This window comes from Lysinibacillus sp. COL-1, from assembly GCF_059814265.1.
The window spans coordinates 425,045-440,856 of record NZ_JCAWSJ010000003.1 but is presented as its reverse complement, the minus strand read 5'-3'; the positions used below and the strand labels follow the sequence as shown (position 1 = coordinate 440,856).

Here is a 15,812-nt window from a genome sequence, read left to right as displayed (position 1 = left end):
AAACAGCTGAAACACTTTCATTAATTAGCGCATAACAGCAGGTAATAATAACTTATTCTTCATCACATCGAAAATCCCTTTTGGTGTTATACGAATATATGGTAAATGAGTGGATTGTAAAAATAATAACGTGTAAATAGCATCTCCTAATTGATAACCTCGATCTGCTAAAGCTTGTTTTAAAGCATTTTCTTTCTCCGTTAATGCAAGTACGTCTCCATCATATAAAAGTCCACCGATTGTTAATGGGATGTCCGCTATCACTTCTCCTTTTTCGACTAGGACAATTCCACCATTTCTAGCCTTCATTTCTTCGAAAGCTTTGATCATATCTTCTTTGTTTTTTCCAATTAGCAAAATATCGCCTGTGTTTGAATAGGAGGATGCAAAGCCTTGAACATCTGTCGCAAATCCTTTAATCATCGTATTCACATGCCAGTTACCTTCCCGGTTAAGGAGCATTAAATAGCACTCGTCATGATTCGCCAGTTGCCCTTCTCTAGTAATGAAAGAGTTATAAGGCTTTGTAATAACATCATTGACTAACTGAATACCAAAGGGCATTGAAAACTGAAAATCTTGTGAATCTAATGAAAAATCTAAATCTAATGCTGGGATTGCAGAATAATCAACTGATGCAAATTTATGCACACGTTCTCCATCACGCTTCAACCAAACACCCTTCGATAAGACACTTTCAGGAACAGGATGATATTCATCTTGTAAAATATTCAGGGAAGCGAAGCGACCTGTCGCGATAAACCCATGTAAATTAGACATATTATAATAGCGTGCCACATTATAAGAAGCCATTTGATAGGCATCGATTGGAGATACTCCTGCATCTAAGGCTGCCTGAATACATTTATCCATCACACCATCCTCATGGAATGAAGGTGGTGAGCCATCTGTTGTCATCATTAAATGATCAAAAATAGGAAGTTCTTTTTCTACTATTCCTTTTAGCAGATGTGGTAAATCTGGACGAATGGAAGAATAACGTAATGTTACTGCATAGCCCTGCATAATGCGCCGCTCTACTTCCTCCACTGTCATTGCCTCATGGTCCCCATCAGCACCAAGCAGTTTCATGCGTGCTAAAGTTCTTTCTGAAGCTCCTGGGAAATGTCCTTCAATTTTTTTCCCAAGCCCCTTCGCCATTTGCATACGATAAAGCATTTGATCATCGCCATGCAGCAGCTTAGGCCAGCCTGTCAACTCTCCACCAAGCAAGACATCACTTCGCTCTAGCCATTCCAATATGGACGTATTAGAGAAAACTTCTTCCTCTTGCTCCAGTTCAGTTTGTGAATCAAAGCGAGTCCACCAATAAAAAGAAAACGGTAGCTTTTTCAAGTTATCCAAAATTGAAAACGCTTTCTTATTTTCTAAATTTAAAACAAAACTTAAATTATCGGAAATAAAAGCTGTTGTTCCAAGCTGACCACAAAAATCTGCAAATGACTGTGGATGATAAAGCTGGAACGGATGGACGTGTGGTTCAATATAGCCTGGTACAATTGTTTTCCCTGTACAATCCACCACTTCTGTTCCTTCTAATAAAGGAGGCATTCTGTCACCAGCATAGACAATGCGATCTCCTAAAATCCAAATGTTTCCTACTACAAATTGTTTCAGCATACTATGCAAATAACGTGCATTTTTCAACACGATATCTGGTGCCTTTTTCCCATCGATTACTGCTAATTGCTGTCGTAACTTTGTTATTTTCCATACTGGATCCATGCTATTCGCTCCTTCCTAATTTACGTAATTTTTCATTGTGTAAATCCAACTTGAAATCACATACTACTACTGCATAATCGCATACTTTCATAAAAATTATGCTTTATGCAATCATCTTGTTTCAATCGTAACACAGCACTTTCATAAAGCAAAGTGCACCTCGCTTAATTTTTCCACAATGACTAAAGGAGGAAGTATGATGATGCAGCAAGCAAATTTAAGCGAAAAAAATGCATTTTGTCGTTTTGCAATGGGTACAAGTTTGACAGCATTTGGTATCGCTAAAGTTTCTAGAGATCCTAATTGTACAAAAGGTCGATTAATGATTGCATTAGGTGCCATGAAAATGGCTGAGGGACTCTTTAAATATTGTCCAACAAAGGCGCTCTTAAGCTCCAATATGCAAAATGCCATGAACACCTCTATGCAAAGTATGTTCAGCGGGCAAAATTCTATGTCTTCTGAACAAATCGATAAACTCATGAAGGATTTTTCCTCTGCTATATCTGGTAATTCTTCAGGTTCACAAGCTACCGCTTCAAAACAATCTGACACCAGCACTTCAACTCAAAATTCCTCAAATAGTAGCGATTCTTCAACGAATAAAGCTCAAAATCCTTCTTAGTCAAAGGAGCCGTCCCAATCTATTATTGAGACGGCTCTTACCTCTTACGTTTGAAACAACAAGAGGTTTCAAAAGATGATTAAAAATATTTTAAAATTTAGTGAAAATAACAATTACTTAAATGTACGCCAGCCAATATCTTGACGGAAGAAAAAGTGATCCCATGTTTCTGTAGCAATTCCAGCGTATACCTTTTCCTGTGCTTCCTGCAAAGTAGGAGCTTTGGCAGCAACTAACAGGACACGGCCACCATTACCAACAAATTGGCCATCCACTAATTTTGTACCTGCATGGAATACTGCATGGGATGTGGAAAGTGCCTCTAAATTCGGTAATGCTTTGCCTTTTTCAACGTCACCAGGATAGCCTTCTGCTGCAATGACAACACCAAGCATCGCTTCTTCTGACCATTGTAAATCAAATGGCTGTTCATCCATTAAAGCCATCATAAATGCCCCAAAATCAGAAACCATACGCGGTAACACTACTTGCGTTTCTGGATCACCAAAACGAGCATTAAATTCTATAACCTGAGGACCTTTCTTTGTTAAAATTAACCCAGCATATAAAATACCTGTAAAGGAAGCACCATCAGCATCCATCCCTCTAACAGTAGGTTCTACAATTGTATGATATGCAAGATCAACTACTTCTTGAGAGATTTGTGGTACAGGCGAGTATGCACCCATGCCTCCAGTGTTTGGTCCTTTATCACCGTCATAGGCACGTTTATGGTCTTGTGCAATAACCATTGGATAAATTTGTCCTTTATGTACAAAGGACATAAAGGAGAACTCTTCTCCGTCTAAAAATTCTTCAATGACAACACGTGAAGAGGAATCACCAAAGCGTTGATTGCCAATCATATCCTCGACAGCTTCAATTGCTTCTTCCTCTGTCATGGCCACAACAACACCCTTACCAGCCGCTAAACCATCTGCTTTAATGACAATAGGCGCCCCTTGTTCTTGAATATAAGCGATCGCTTTTTCTGCTTCAGTAAACGTTTCATGTGAGGCTGTAGGGATATTATATTTATTCATCATTTCTTTCGCATAGGATTTGCTACTTTCGATTTGAGCTGCAACCTTTGAAGGGCCAAAAATACGTAAACCTCTAGCTGTAAAGAAATCAACAATGCCTTCAGCAAGTGGCTGTTCTGGGCCAACAAATGTTAACGCAATATCATTTTCCTTGGCAAATTGAGCAAGACCTGCGAAATCCATTGTATCAATAGCTACAACTTCTATTTCGCCTCCCATTCCATCATTGCCTGGCGCTACAAATACTTTGTGAACCGATGGAGAAATGCTAAATTGTTTAGCGATTGCATGCTCACGACCGCCGCTTCCGATTACTAATACATTCATTTTAGAGAATCCTCCTATTTGTAAGTAAGACCGAGATGAACCAGCATCTCGGTCTGTTTTGTTTCTTATATGTTTTATTAATTAGTGTTTAAAATGGCGTACGCCTGTGAATACCATAGCAATTCCATATTCATTTGCTTTATCAATGGAATCTTGATCTTTAATCGAGCCACCTGGTTGAATAATAGCAGTAATTCCTGCCGCTGCTGCTGCTTCAACAGTATCACTCATTGGGAAAAATGCGTCTGATGCTAGTGCAGCACCTTTTGCTTTTTCTCCAGCTTGCTCAAAGGCAATTTTAGCAGCACCTACGCGGTTCATTTGACCTGCACCAACACCAAGTGTCATTTGGGAATCTGTTACAACAATCGCATTCGATTTAACATGTTTGACAACTGACCAACCAAGCTGTAATGCTTCCCATTCCTGTTTTGTTGGTTCACGATCTGTCACTACTTTAATATCTGCATTGCCAAAACCATAGCGATCCGGCTCTTGTACAAGAAGGCCACCTTCAACAGATACTACGTTGAATTGATCTTGTTTTGCTTGCTCAAATGGAATAGTTAGTAAGCGAATATTTTTCTTTTGCGTTAAAATGTCTAACGCTTCTTGTGAGAATGCAGGTGCAATAATGATTTCTAAGAAAATGTGACTTAACTTTTCAGCAGTTGCTGCATCTACTTCCATATTTAACGCGATAATACCACCAAAAATAGATGTTGAATCTGCTTCATAAGCTTTATCGAATGCTGCCTCTAATGTAATACCTGTACCAACGCCACATGGATTCATATGCTTTACTGCTACAGCAGCTGGCATTTCAAATTCTTTGACGATTTGTAGTGCTGCATTACCATCTTGAATATTGTTGTAGGATAACTCTTTCCCATGTAATTGTGTAGCATAGGCCAATGAGAAGTCTGAGCCAAGACGTTTTTGGTAGAAAGCCGCTTTTTGGTGCGGGTTTTCTCCATAGCGTAAATTTTGCTTTAACTCATATGTCATCGTTAAGCTCTCTGGGAATTCTTCTTCTGTCAGGTAGTTCGAAATATAAGAATCATAAGCGGCTGTGTGACGGAAAACTTTCGCAGCTAATTGACGACGTGTTTCAATTGTAGTTGCGCCGTTTGCTTTTAGTTCTTCTAATACTGTTGCATAGTCATTGCTGTCCACGATTACTGTTACATATTGATGGTTTTTTGCAGCAGAGCGTAACATTGTTGGGCCACCGATATCAATGTTTTCAATTGCATCATCCCATGTTACATTAGGCTTTGAAATTGTTTCAACAAATGGATATAGATTAACACAAACAATCTCAATTGGCTCAATTCCATGCTCGTTCATTTGTGCTTGATGAGAAGCATCGTCAAACTTTCCTAATAGACCACCGTGGATCATTGGATTTAATGTTTTCACACGACCATCTAAAATTTCTGGGAACTTCGTTACTTCATCTACTGCCGTTACAGCCACCGCATTATCCTGTAACATTTTTTTCGTACCGCCAGTTGATAAAATTTCATAACCTAATGCTACTAATTCCTTTGCAAATTCTAAAATACCATCTTTATTGGAAACACTGATTAATGCACGTTTTGTCACAACAATATCCTCCTAATTTTTATCGTGCTTACCACGAACTGACTTGCTTCTATAAGATTAATAGAGTTAGGTCTTACTTGTTGAGTAAGGTTCTCGACCTAACTCCTCTTCAGTTATTGTAATAATTGCCGTAAAGCCTTTGTATATAATAGATGCTCTTGCTTATGAATTTCAGCTTCTGTTGCCTCTCGATTTCCTTCAATGACAGGTACAGCAGCCTGTGCGATAATCGGACCAGTATCCATTCCTTCATCAACAAAATGCACTGTTACCCCTGTAATCTTTACACCATGATTGATTGCCTGACCAATGGCGTCCTTCCCGGGGAATGCTGGCAATAAGGAAGGATGGATATTAACAATTCGTTGCGGAAAGGCTGCTAATAATACGTCACTAATTAAACGCATATACCCTGCAAGCACAATCCATTTCACATCGCATTCATGTAAAGCATCGATAATGGCTGTCTCATAAGCTGCTTTTGATGCAAACTCTTTTGGATTTAATGCTAACACTGGAATCCCCAAATTTTCAGCACGTGTCACTACAAACGCACCGGGCTTATCTGTCACCACTAGTTCAATCTTTGCATGCAGTTCTCCACTTCCGATCGCCTCTTGAATGGCTTGAAAATTACTCCCGCTGCCTGATGCGAACACGGCGATTTTTGTTGGTGCAGTCATTACACTAAACTCCCATCATGTGAGCCATTAAACACTACTCCGTCGCCTTTGATAACACGTCCGATTGGATAAGCCTTTTCACCATTTGCTTCTACTGCTGCCATTACTTTCTCAGCTTCAGCTACTGGCACAGCTATTACAAAACCAATCCCCATGTTAAAGACATTATATAGATCTTTATCTTCTAACTGGCCTTTATCTTTTAGGAATTCAAAGATACGTAATACTGGCCAAGAACCTAAGTCGATTTCCGTTGCTAATCCTTCTGGCATCATACGCGGTAGATTTTCATAGAAACCTCCACCAGTAACATGAGCACAACCATGTACATCTGCTGCCTTTAAAGCTGCTAATACTGGCTTAGCATATAGCTTTGTTGGCACGAGAAGAGCCTCCCCGATCGGTCCTAAATCTTCATAGCCTTCAACAATGGCATCCACCGCATATTGCTGATCTGCAAAAACAATTTTTCGCACTAAAGAATAACCGTTTGAATGTACACCACTTGATGCAATCCCAATAAGCACATCGCCTTCAACGATTTTTTCACCTGTCACAATGGCAGACTTTTCACAAGCACCTACTGCAAACCCTGCTAAATCATATTCGTCTTCTTCATAAAGACCAGGCATTTCCGCAGTTTCGCCACCAATTAGTGCTGCACCAGATTGCACACAGCCATCTGCAACACCTTTAACAATTTGTTCAATTTTTGCAGGCTCTGCTTTTCCAAGCGCTACGTAATCTAAAAAGTACAGTGGCTCTGCTCCTTGAGCAACAATATCATTGACACACATTGCTACACAATCCACACCAATTGTATCGTGCTTATCTACCATGAACGCTAGTTTTAGCTTTGTTCCAACACCATCTGTCCCTGAAATAAGAACAGGTTCTTTAAGATTTAGTTTTGACAAGTCAAACATGCCACCAAAGCCACCGAACGTTCCCATTACACCTAAACGGTTCGTACGTTCAACATGAGACTTCATTCGTTTTACAGCTTCATAACCCGCTTCAATATTTACACCTGCTTGTTCATATGCCTTTGACACGCAGAGTTCCTCCTTATCATCCAAATCGCCTCAGTACCCTAGAAGTCTTTGTATAGCCTTCTACCGATCACCAATCCGTTGCGATGTTTTTCTTAACGTAATAGTTCTTTTTCATGTGGTAAGATGGTATCCGGGAAAATCTCTGTTGGATATTTGCCTGTAAAGCATGCTAAGCATAGCCCACGATTGTCATCTTCATATGGTCGTGCAATTGTCTCTACCATGCCCTCAACAGAAAGGAACGTAAGAGAATCTGCACCGATTGCATCACGAATTTCATCTACTTTATGACTAGAGGCAATCAGCTCTTCATGTGTGGAAGTATCAATGCCATAATAACAAGGATTTGTCATTGGCGGTGAAGAGATCACAACATGAACTTCTGCTGCACCAGCATCTTTTAACATTTTGACAATACGACGTGATGTTGTACCACGCACAATTGAATCGTCCACCATTACTACACGTTTACCCTTTACAACTTGAACAACTGGTGACAGTTTCATTTTTACACCACGTTCACGTAATTCCTGTGTTGGCTGAATAAACGTACGACCAACATAGCGGTTTTTAATAAGACCTAATTCATAAGGGATGCCACTTTCTTCTGCAAAACCAATCGCTGCTGAAATACTTGAATCAGGTACACCCGTTACAACATCAGCCTCAATATGCGCACATTCACGGGCAAGTTGTTTCCCCATACGCTTACGCGCCATATGAACATTAATGCCATCAATATCTGAATCAGGACGAGCTAAATAAACATATTCCATCGCACACATCGAACGCTTTTCCATATCAGCAAAGCGATCCGATTTTACACCCTCATCATTAATAATGATGAGCTCTCCTGGCTCCACAGAACGAACGAATTCTGCACCAATTAAATCAAATGCACAAGTTTCAGAAGCTACCACCCAGCCATCTCCAAGCTTTCCAAGAGATAATGGACGTAAACCATGTGGATCACGTGCAACAAGCATTTCATCCTTTGTCATAATTAAGAAAGAATACGCACCCTTTAATAGAGAAAGGGCATTTTTCACCTTTGCACGGAATGGTGAATGCGAGCTTTTCTTAATAAGATGCGCCAGCACTTCTGTATCAGAGCTAGAATGGAAAATACTCCCTTGTCGCTCTAGATACTGTTTTAAATGTGTCGCATTGACTAAGTTACCGTTATGGGCAATTGAAAGGCTACCAGTTGAGGAGTGGAATAATAGTGGCTGTACGTTTTCAATACCGCCGCCACCAGCAGTCGTGTAACGAACATGAGCAATAGCCGCTTTGCCGTTGACTGCTTTTAATTTATCTTCGTTGAAAACATCATTAACTAGTCCTTCGCCTTTCACCGCGCGAAGATGCTGTCCATCTGAAACGACAATTCCAGCCCCTTCTTGTCCACGGTGTTGAAGAGCATGTAGCCCGTAATAGCTAAGGTGTGCTGGACTTGGGTTACCCCAAATACCAAACACCCCACATTCTTCGTTTAAGCCTCTGAGTTCAGCAAGCATGGGATTGCTCCTTTCCAATTAGAACGGAATTCCTCCACTGTACCTTCTACAAGCACACCTTTGTCCCCGTTGATTTTAACAAGTGCATCATTTGTTACGACACCAATTTGGTGAGCATCTTTGATGATTTCTACAAATGCAGCAGCATTTTCTTCTTTGACAGTTACAACAAAACGAGATTGACTTTCGCTGAATAATGCAGTTGTAGCAGATCCTGCTAATGTTACTTCAACACCAAGACCGTTTGCACCGAATGTTGTCTCAGTAATAGCGACTGCAAGACCACCCTCTGCAACGTCATGGGCAGATTGTACAAGACCAGCTTTAATCGCCTTTAATAAAGCTTGCTGACGTACCCCTTCCACTTCTAAATCTATAGCTGGCGCTTTTCCTGAAATAACGCCATTATTTAATAGTTTTTGTAGCTCTGAACCACCGAATTCAGTTTTTGTCTCACCAATGACAAAGACAAGATCTCCTGCAGCTTTTACATCCTGTGTAGTTACATGAGCTAAATCTTCGATAAGACCAACCATACCAATTGTTGGTGTTGGATAAACAGCTTCACCTGAACGCTCATTATAAAGAGAAACGTTACCACCGATTACTGGAGCATTTAATGCCGTACAAGCAGCAGAAATACCATCAGCAGATTTTTCAATTTGCCAGAAGATTTCTGGTTTCTCTGGATTACCAAAGTTTAAGCAGTCTGTAATCGCAAGTGGCGTACCACCCGTTGCCACGATATTACGTGCTGCTTCAGCTACTGCGATAGCTCCACCCACTTCTGGATCTAAATAGATATAGCGAGAGTTACAGTCCGTTGTCATCGCTAAACCTTTATTTGTCCCACGTACACGAATAACAGCAGCGTCAGACCCAGGCTTCACAACTGTCGATGTACGTACTTGATAATCGTATTGATCGTACACCCACTCTTTAGAAGCAATTGTTGGTGCTTGTAGTAAAGCATTTAAAGTTTCTTTATAATCCGTCACAACTGGTTCTGCGTTCTCGATTGCTTGGAACTCAGCATAGTATGCAGGTTCAGCAGATGGTTTATGATAAACAGGAGCATCTTCTGCTAACGCATCAGCAGGTACTTCTGCCACTACTTGTCCTTTGTGTAAAAGGCGAAGCATTTTATCATCCGTTACTCGGCCGATTGCTACAGCATCTAAATCATATTTATCAAAAATCGCTTTAATTTCATCTTCACGACCTTTTTTCACCACTAATAACATACGTTCTTGAGACTCAGATAACATCATTTCGTACGCTGTCATACCTGTCTCACGTTGAGGCACTAAGTCTAAATTCATTTCTACACCAGAGCCTGCTTTTGAAGCCATTTCTGCTGATGAAGAAGTAAGACCAGCTGCACCCATATCTTGAATACCAACTAGAGCATCAGATTTTACAACTTCTAAACATGCTTCAAGTAAAAGTTTCTCCATGAATGGGTCCCCTACTTGTACTGCTGGACGTTGGTTATCTGATTCCTCTGTTAATTCCTCAGAGGCAAATGTTGCACCATGAATTCCGTCACGACCTGTTTTCGCACCGACATACATAACTGTATTGCCGACACCCGCAGCAATACCACGTTGAATATCTTGATGGTCAATTAAACCGACACACATTGCATTAACAAGTGGATTACCTTCATAGCAAGGATCAAATTGAATCTCGCCACCAACGGTCGGAATTCCGATGCAGTTACCATAACCTGCGATACCCGCAACAACTTCTTCAAAAAGATATTTACCACGTGCTGATTTTAATTCACCAAAACGTAATGAATTTAGCATGGCAATTGGACGTGCACCCATGGAGAAAACGTCACGGATAATACCGCCAACACCTGTTGCAGCCCCTTGATAAGGTTCAATTGCAGATGGATGGTTATGTGATTCCATTTTAAATACTACTGCCTGTTCATCACCAATATCGACAATACCCGCACCTTCACCTGGACCTTGTAATACTTGTGGCCCTTTTGTCGGGAACTTACGTAGTACTGGCTTTGAATTTTTGTAAGAGCAGTGCTCAGACCACATTACTGAGAAAAGACCTGTCTCTGTCCAGTTAGGTAGACGTCCTAAAATACCTTCTACCATTGCAAATTCTTCGTCTGACATCCCCATACCAGCGTATAGCTTTTCATCCTTAATTTGCTGTGCTGTTGGCTCAAACTTAGTTGTTGACATGATTTTCCCTCCACTGCTTCACAATTGATTTGAATACTGCTAGACCGTCTGCGCCGCCCACCAATGCATCAACAGCTCGCTCTGGGTGTGGCATCATCCCTAATACATTGCCGCGCTCGTTTATAATCCCTGCGATATCTTCTAAAGAACCGTTTGGATTGTCACCTGAGTATGTGAATACGATTTGATTATTATCTTTTAGTGATTGTAAAGTTTCCTCGTCACAGTAGTAATTACCTTCACCATGTGCGATTGGAATATTGATGATTTGACCTTGCTCATATTGATTTGTGAATAATGTATTGTTGTTTTCCACTTTTAGCTGTACTGTACGGCACATAAATTTTAAGTTTTTATTGCGTAGTAAAGCCCCTGGTAATAAACCAGCTTCCGTCAGAATTTGGAAGCCATTACATACACCTAATACAGGTTTACCAGCATCTGCTGCTTTCTTAACCTCTGCCATAATGTTAGATTGATTAGCCATTGCACCACAACGAAGGTAGTCCCCATAGGAGAATCCTCCAGGTACTAATACGCCATCAAAGCCACTTAGATCTGTTGCTGTATGCCATACATATTCTACTTCTTCACCTAGCTCGTCTTTAATCGCATGATACATATCGATGTCACAGTTTGACCCAGGGAATACGAGTACTGCGAATTTCATGATTAGTTAGCCTCCTCGACTTCAAAACGGTAGTCTTCAATTACAACGTTCGTTAAAACCTTTTCACACATTTCTTTTACTAGAGTATCAATGTCACGTTCTGAGTCTTTAAGAGTTAGCTCAAGATATTTACCGATACGTAAATCTTCTACCTCACCGTAGCCCATTTTAGCTAAAGAACCTTGTACTGCAGAGCCTTGTGGATCAAGAATGCTCTCACGTAATGTTACATAGATTTTTACTTTTTTCATTGTTATTTGCCTCCGAGTCTAGAAAGTATAATAGTATAAACTTCAGTTAAATTACCAAGGTCTCGACGAAAAACATCTTTGTCTAACTTTTGCTTTGTAGTTGCATCCCAAAGTCTGCATGTGTCTGGTGAAATTTCATCTGCCAATAATACATTGCCATCCATATCACGGCCAAACTCTAATTTAAAATCAATTAATGTTACATTGATATCTGCAAAGATTGGCTGTAGAACTTTGTTAACAGCTAGTGCTCCATCATAAATGGCTGTTACTTCAGTAGGTGTCGCAAGATCCAGAACGTCAATATGTTCTGTCGTAATGAGTGGGTCGCCTAACGCATCGTCTTTATAGTAAAATTCTACGATTGGTCGTTTTAAGGCTGTTCCCTCTTCAAGACCAAGACGTTTTGCTAAACTTCCTGCGGCAATATTACGAACAACAACTTCAATCGGAATAATTTCTACTTTTTTTACAAGTTGTTGTGTATCTGATAATTGTTTTACGAAATGTGACGCAATTCCGTTTGCTTGTAATTTTTCGAAAATTAATGAAGTAATGCGATTATTTAAAATGCCCTTGCCGTCAATTTCTTCTTTTTTTTCGCCATTGAATGCTGTTGCACTATCCTTGTACTCAACTAGTAGCACATTTGGCTCCTCTGTTGTGAACAATTTTTTTGCTTTACCTTCATACAAAAGTTGACCTTTAGTCATGTCGTTTTTCCCCCTGATATTATGAGATACGCTTGTTATGAATGATCAGAATTGAATCGTGTCTCCACGATTCAACTCTGAAACATTTACTGGTGGCTCTAACATTTACTTTTAGATGGCTAAATAAATATTAGTTAAGTCCTAGTCGTTCAAAAATCATATCAACATGCTGTAAGTGGTAGTTATAATCAAAGCACTCATCCAGCTCTTCTTGTGTTAAATAAGATGTGATTTTTTCACTTGCATCGACCAATGTACGGAACTGAACTTGCTCGTCCCATGCCTGCATTGCTAAAGGTTGTACTGTATCATAAGCTTCCTCACGTACTAATCCTTTATCGATTAATGCTAATAAGATGCGTTGAGAATAAATAAGACCATATGTGCGTTCCATGTTACGTTTCATGTTCTCAGGGAATACTGTTAAGTTTTTCACAATATTACCGAAGCGATTAAGCATATAGTTAAGAGTAATTGTTGCATCCGGTAAAATAACGCGCTCTGCAGATGAATGAGAAATATCACGTTCATGCCATAAAGCTACATTTTCATAAGCTGTCACCATATATCCACGCATTAAACGAGACATCCCAACCATGTTTTCAGAACCGATTGGATTACGTTTATGTGGCATTGCGGATGAGCCCTTTTGCCCTTTTGCAAAAGCTTCTTCTACTTCACGCGTTTCAGATTTCTGTAAGCCGCGAATTTCTGTTGCGAATTTTTCAATTGATGTAGCAACTAAAGCTAATGCACCTAAATACTGCGCATGGCGATCACGCTGTAAAGTTTGTGTTGAAATCGGTGATGCAGCAAGACCTAGTTGATCACAAACATATTGCTCAACACGAGGATCGATATTGGCATATGTTCCAACAGCTCCAGACATTTTTCCTGTTTCAATTACTTTGGCTGCTGCTTCAAAACGTTCAAGGTTACGCTTCATTTCCTCATACCATAAACCAAGTTTTAAACCAAAAGTTGTTGGTTCTGCATGAACACCATGTGTACGTCCCATCATCACCGTATGTTTATGCTCTTTTGCCTTAGCCGCAATAATATCAATGAAATTCACGATGTCCTTGCGCAAAATATCATTTGCTTGTTTGATTAAATAAGAAAGTGCTGTGTCTACTACGTCTGTAGAAGTTAAACCATAATGTACCCATTTACGCTCTTCCCCAAGTGTTTCCGAAACGGCACGCGTAAAGGCTACAACGTCATGACGTGTTTCTTGTTCAATTTCTAAAATGCGATTCACATCAAATGAAGCATTTTCACGAATTTTAGCAACATCCTCTTTTGGAATATCGCCTATCTCTGCCCAAGCCTCACATGCTAAAATTTCAACCTCTAGCCAAGCTTGGTACTTATTTTGTTCTGTCCAAATTGCGCCCATTTCGGGTCTTGTGTAACGTTCAATCATCGCGTTTCTCCTTCTATTCTGACCAAATGCCAGAACTCTCGATTTGTTGTAGTGTTTCCTCTAAGCTTTTTGTCATAATCGTTACATGGCCCATTTTACGGTTTACCTTAGCTTCAGCTTTCCCATAAAGATGGATGGACCATTCAGGATATTTAGCAATTGAGTTACTGAGTGGCACGACATGCTGCCCTAATACATTGACCATAATGGATGGCGCCCAAAGTTCTGGCTTACGTAATGGCCAACCACAAACAGCACGAATATGCTGATGGAATTGTGAAACATTACACGCTTCTATTGAATAATGACCAGAATTATGAGGTCTTGGTGCTAATTCATTAATAACAATGCTACCATCTTCTAACACAAACATTTCTACTGCTAGCGTTCCTACTAAATGTAAGTAATCTGCAATTTTTAAAGCTTCTCGTTCCGCAGCTTGAGCTGTGCTTTCAGATATGCGAGCAGGCACAATTGTTTCATGCAGAATATGATGAACATGAATGTTCTCTCCAACTGGCTGACAATACGATTCACCATGACCATTTCTTTGAACAATGACCGATACTTCCTTTAGGAAAGGAACAAAACCTTCTGCAATACATTGAGAATGTGTGAATAGTTCTTTCGCTAAAGGTAAATCTTCAGTTGACTTTAAAAGCTGCTGTCCCTTGCCATCATAACCACCTCTTGCTGTTTTGACTATACAAGGATAACCAATCGAATCAATATTGGCTACTAATTCTTCATAAGTTTTTGCAACAATATATGGTGCTACTGGGCAACTAGCCTTCACAATAGCGTCTTTCTCTGTTATACGGTTTTGTGTAATACGTACCAACTCTGCTCCTTGAGGAACATAAGCCATTTGTGATAAGCGCTTTAAGCCTTCATAATCAATATTTTCAAATTCATAAGTGATAACATCACTTACTTCTGCAAGTTCTTCTAAAGCAGCTTCATCATCATATGGAGCTACAATACGAATATCAGCTACCTGCCCACACGGCGAGTCCATTGCAGGCTCAAGAACAGCCACTTTAAAACCTGACTCCTTTGCAGCAAGCGCCATCATTCGACCAAGTTGTCCTCCGCCTATAATACCTATCGTTTGTCCAGGATAAATAATCTTCGTCACACTAAGTCACCTGTGCTTTCTAATACTTGCTGCTTCGTTGCTTCACGTCTAGCATCTAATTTATTAGCAAGTACAGCATCTGTTGTTGACAAAATTTGAGCTGCTAGTAATCCTGCGTTTGTTGCTCCCGCTTTGCCAATCGCTACAGTTGCTACAGGTACACCACCAGGCATTTGAACGATAGATAATAATGAATCGAGTCCGTTAAGTGCACGTGATTGAACTGGTACACCAATGACAGGTAATGTTGTTTTAGCTGCTACCATTCCAGGTAAATGTGCAGCTCCACCTGCCCCAGCGATAATTACTTGTAGTCCTCGCTCACGAGCTGTCTCTGCATAGTCAAACATTAAATCAGGTGTACGATGTGCAGATACAACCTTTTTTTCATACGGTACTTGTAATTCATCTAAAATATCACATGCATGTTTCATTGTTTCCCAGTCACTTGAACTACCCATAATGACACCGATTTTCGGATTCATAAATTGTCGCTCCTTTTAAACGATAGAAAAATGATCAATTATTGTGCAAGCCTCTATTATTAATAGCTACTGCAATTTTTATCTATTTACAAAGAAAATCCCCAAATAAACTACTCTCTACTATTACACGTGAAAGCAGTTTACTTGAGGACTTAGTAAGACAAGAATATCTCCATGTACATAACTGCACAAGGATCTTCTCGTAATATGCCAAAAGTGCTTTCCCGCATAGTCCAGCATTTACGGTGCCGGGTAGAGACACTAGAGCCAATCCTCTAGCATATATGTGGGATTTATTTGTTTTTCCTTATCACA

The 15,812-nt window shown here is 40.0% G+C and carries 14 protein-coding genes and 1 riboswitch; of the genes, 1 reads left to right on the top strand and 13 read right to left on the bottom strand.

Annotation, left to right across the window (positions count from 1 at the left end; all coding sequences use genetic code 11):
* Positions 1-24: 24 nt before the first annotated feature.
* A complete protein-coding gene (locus AC6BKE_RS06490) occupies positions 25-1,746 on the bottom strand; it encodes an adenine deaminase C-terminal domain-containing protein (protein WP_036123472.1) in 1,722 nt (573 codons plus the stop codon).
* Between the two features lie 199 nt (positions 1,747-1,945).
* Here AC6BKE_RS06490 and AC6BKE_RS06485 point away from each other — a divergent pair, with 199 nt between their 5' ends.
* On the top strand, positions 1,946-2,371 hold the full coding sequence (locus AC6BKE_RS06485) for a YgaP-like transmembrane domain (protein WP_058844200.1): 426 nt from the start codon (positions 1,946-1,948) through the stop codon (positions 2,369-2,371).
* 113 nt (positions 2,372-2,484) lie between these two features.
* On the opposite strand, the gene purD is transcribed toward AC6BKE_RS06485, so the two are convergent.
* The 12 genes from purD to purE all read right to left on the bottom strand — a co-directional run bounded on the left by purD (position 2,485) and on the right by purE (position 15,497).
* Positions 2,485-3,741: a phosphoribosylamine--glycine ligase gene (gene purD / locus AC6BKE_RS06480; protein ID WP_036123475.1), complete on the bottom strand. Its 1,257-nt coding sequence runs from the start codon at positions 3,739-3,741 to the stop codon at positions 2,485-2,487.
* 81 nt (positions 3,742-3,822) lie between these two features.
* Positions 3,823-5,349: a bifunctional phosphoribosylaminoimidazolecarboxamide formyltransferase/IMP cyclohydrolase gene (gene purH, locus AC6BKE_RS06475; protein ID WP_036123476.1), complete on the bottom strand. Its 1,527-nt coding sequence runs from the start codon at positions 5,347-5,349 to the stop codon at positions 3,823-3,825.
* Between the two features lie 113 nt (positions 5,350-5,462).
* A complete protein-coding gene (gene purN / locus AC6BKE_RS06470; RefSeq protein ID WP_036123479.1) occupies positions 5,463-6,032 on the bottom strand; it encodes a phosphoribosylglycinamide formyltransferase in 570 nt (189 codons plus the stop codon).
* Positions 6,032-7,087: a phosphoribosylformylglycinamidine cyclo-ligase gene (purM, locus tag AC6BKE_RS06465; protein ID WP_036123480.1), complete on the bottom strand. Its 1,056-nt coding sequence runs from the start codon at positions 7,085-7,087 to the stop codon at positions 6,032-6,034. Before purM ends, purN begins: the two co-directional genes overlap by 1 nt.
* A gap of 92 nt (positions 7,088-7,179) precedes the next feature.
* A complete protein-coding gene (gene purF / locus AC6BKE_RS06460) occupies positions 7,180-8,604 on the bottom strand; it encodes an amidophosphoribosyltransferase (protein WP_058844201.1) in 1,425 nt (474 codons plus the stop codon).
* The gene (gene purL, locus AC6BKE_RS06455) at positions 8,580-10,814 is read right to left on the bottom strand and encodes a phosphoribosylformylglycinamidine synthase subunit PurL (protein WP_499856220.1); all 2,235 of its coding nucleotides are present in this window, start codon (positions 10,812-10,814) and stop codon (positions 8,580-8,582) included. Before purL ends, purF begins: the two co-directional genes overlap by 25 nt.
* Positions 10,801-11,484: a phosphoribosylformylglycinamidine synthase subunit PurQ gene (gene purQ, locus AC6BKE_RS06450; protein ID WP_054611985.1), complete on the bottom strand. Its 684-nt coding sequence runs from the start codon at positions 11,482-11,484 to the stop codon at positions 10,801-10,803. The genes purL and purQ overlap by 14 nt, the downstream gene beginning before the upstream one ends.
* Before the next feature lie 2 nt (positions 11,485-11,486).
* Entirely contained in the window at positions 11,487-11,735 is a 249-nt protein-coding gene (purS, locus tag AC6BKE_RS06445) for a phosphoribosylformylglycinamidine synthase subunit PurS (RefSeq protein WP_036124064.1), read from the bottom strand.
* A gap of 2 nt (positions 11,736-11,737) precedes the next feature.
* Positions 11,738-12,448: a phosphoribosylaminoimidazolesuccinocarboxamide synthase gene (purC, locus tag AC6BKE_RS06440; RefSeq protein ID WP_089934996.1), complete on the bottom strand. Its 711-nt coding sequence runs from the start codon at positions 12,446-12,448 to the stop codon at positions 11,738-11,740.
* Positions 12,449-12,578: 130 nt separating this feature from the next.
* A complete protein-coding gene (purB, locus tag AC6BKE_RS06435) occupies positions 12,579-13,874 on the bottom strand; it encodes an adenylosuccinate lyase (protein WP_036124073.1) in 1,296 nt (431 codons plus the stop codon).
* Positions 13,875-13,887: 13 nt separating this feature from the next.
* Complete coding sequence (purK, locus tag AC6BKE_RS06430; RefSeq protein WP_036124076.1) at positions 13,888-15,012, bottom strand: 5-(carboxyamino)imidazole ribonucleotide synthase; 1,125 nt, start codon at positions 15,010-15,012, stop codon at positions 13,888-13,890.
* Positions 15,009-15,497, bottom strand: a complete 489-nt coding sequence (gene purE, locus AC6BKE_RS06425) for a 5-(carboxyamino)imidazole ribonucleotide mutase (RefSeq protein ID WP_089934991.1) — start codon at positions 15,495-15,497, stop codon at positions 15,009-15,011. The genes purK and purE overlap by 4 nt, the downstream gene beginning before the upstream one ends.
* Before the next feature lie 209 nt (positions 15,498-15,706).
* A riboswitch (purine riboswitch) is annotated at positions 15,707-15,805 on the bottom strand.
* Positions 15,806-15,812 lie beyond the last annotated feature (7 nt).